The 2,409-nt window shown below is 74.2% G+C and carries 2 protein-coding genes and 1 pseudogene; all 3 read left to right on the plus strand.

The genetic code is table 11. The features are described from left to right. On the plus strand, window positions 1-912 hold a 912-nt coding region (locus tag D471_RS0103220; protein ID WP_017597292.1), incomplete at its 5' end, for an RtcB family protein. A gap of 57 nt (window positions 913-969) precedes the next feature. Then, window positions 970-1,560, plus strand: a complete 591-nt coding sequence (gene mobA / locus D471_RS0103225; protein ID WP_026127360.1) for a molybdenum cofactor guanylyltransferase — start codon at window positions 970-972, stop codon at window positions 1,558-1,560. A 243-nt stretch (window positions 1,561-1,803) separates the two neighbouring features. Then, window positions 1,804-2,409, plus strand: a pseudogene (locus D471_RS0103230) (hypothetical protein); the annotation flags it as partial.

The following is a 2,409-nucleotide window of genomic DNA, read 5'->3' on the forward strand; positions in this document are numbered from 1 at the left end:
GACGACCTGGGCCGACTGCGCTCGGCCCTGGAGGCGGCGATCCCCGTCGGGTTCCACGCCCACGACGAACCGGTCGACCCCGCGACCGTGCCCGGCCTGCGCAGCTCGGGCTGGGACCGGTTCTGGAGCGGCTTCGACGACCTCGCCGAGGCCGTGCACCCGAGACTGACCAAGGCCCGCCGCCAGATGGGCTCCCTCGGCGGCGGCAACCACTTCCTGGAGGTGTGCCTGGACGACGACGGAGCGGTCTGGCTCGTCCTGCACTCCGGGTCGCGCAACATCGGCAAGGAACTGGCCGACCACCACATCGGCAGGGCACGGTCCCTGGCGCACAACCAGGGTCTGGTCGACCGCGACCTGGCGGTGTTCCTCGCCCGCACACCCGAGATGGCCGACTACCGCCGTGACCTGTTCTGGGCCCAGGACTACGCGCGGCGCAACCGCGACGTCATGATGGGCCTGGCGTGCCGGACCCTGGCCGACCAGATCCCGGGCACCGGGTTCGACGAGTGGATCTCCTGCCACCACAACTACGTCGCGGAGGAGACCTACGACGGCGTGGACGTGCTCGTCATCCGCAAGGGCGCCATCCGCGCGGGCAAGGGTGATCTCGGGATCATTCCCGGTTCCATGGCGACCGGGACCTACATCGTGCGCGGTCTGGGCAACCCGGCCTCGTTCAACTCCGCCTCGCACGGGGCGGGCCGCCGGATGAGCCGGAACAAGGCACGCAAGACGTTCACCAAGGCGGACCTGGAGGAGCAGACCAGGGGCGTGGAGTGCCGCAAGGACATCGGGGTCGTGGACGAGATCCCCGGCGCCTACAAGGACCTGGAGTCGGTGATCGAGGCCCAGACCGATCTGGTCGAGGTGGTCCACCACCTGCGCCAGGTGGTGTGCGTCAAGGGCTGACCGGTGGGGGGCGACCCCGCGCGGGGCGGGGCGCCCCGGGTGGTCCATCCTGGGAGGGTGAGCAGCACACCACCAGGGGTCCTGGACGCGGTCGTCCTCGCCGGAGGCGCAGCCCGCCGTATGGGCGGCGCCGACAAACCCGGTCTGGCCGTCGCGGGACGCACGATGCTGGAGCGGGCCGTCGACGCGGTCCGCGCCCACGCCCCGGGCGCCCGTGTCATCGTCGTCGGCCCGACCCGGGAGAGTCCGCCCGCGCTCTACGTCCGGGAGGACCCGCCCGGGAGCGGACCCGTGCCCGCCCTGCGCGCCGGGCTGGCGCACGTGCGCGCGCCCCGGTTCGCATTGTTGGCCGCCGACCTGCCGCGCCTGACCGCCGACCACCTCGCCGAACTCGCCGGGGCACTCGACGGGACCGCCTCGGGAGCCGTGTACGTGGACGCGGGGGGCCGTGAGCAGTGGCTGACCGGGGTGTGGCGCACCGACGCCGTCCGCGCGGCGCTCGCCGACTATCCGGGCCGGTCCCTGCACGGCCTCCTCGGGCCGTTGGACCCGCGCCGGGTCGCCCTCGCCGACGACCGCGCCGAGTTCGACTGCGACACCCCCGAGGACCTCGCCCGGGTGCGTCGCGACCTGGACCGGGACACCTGACGCCCTGCGCCCGTGCCACCGTCGACCGCGTCCCGAACCCTCGCCGTCCGGTCCGTCCACAGGTGTCGACGAGCCCCTGGCCCCCGACGCGGCGATCCGGTTTCCTTGTATCGGGGGCGCCTCGTTCCCCGCCGACCTCGGCGTGCCCACGACCCCCTTCCACCACCGCACTTGCGCAACGTCACACCCATGGGCCAGGATGTCCGCCATGACGATCAGGAAGGGCGGTCTCCGCCCGGGCCGTTGAGCCCCACCCAGCCGACGCACGCGTCGGCCGCCCAGCTCCTCCAGTCCCTCGACCACACCGCCCCCGCCGACCGAATGCGGCGCTTGGCGCTCTACGCCCGCGACCACGCGGGCACATCCCACCTCTTTGGGATCCTCCGGCGGCTCGACTCCGACGGTCACGCGCGTATCGCCCTGCACATGGCCATCGCCGCCCGCGACACCGACACCGTCGCCCACTACCTCGCCGGACCCGACCACGAACTGCGCCGCGCCGCCCTGCGCGCGGTCCGCACCCTCCCCGTGCCCGACGAGGCGGTTCCTCCCGCGCTGGCGGACGCCCCCACGGGCCTGCGCCGGGCGCTGTACCGCACCCTCTACGACGGGCGCCGCGCCGCGCTGGCCGAGCGGCTCCTCGACCGGGTCGGACACGAGTACGGTGACGCCGAGGCCGCCGCCCTGCTCCCGGCCTGTCCGGCGGAGGCGGTGACGCGGTACCTGCCCGACCTCGCCCACGCCGTGCGCTCCTGGCGCCGCCTGGCCCGCCGCCACCCGGACGCCCTCCTGGGCGTGCTCTGCGACGTCACCCCCCGCGAGTCACTGACCCGCGACTGGCGGCGGGCC

Source organism: Nocardiopsis lucentensis DSM 44048, assembly GCF_000341125.1.
Lineage (GTDB): Bacteria > Actinomycetota > Actinomycetes > Streptosporangiales > Streptosporangiaceae > Nocardiopsis > Nocardiopsis lucentensis.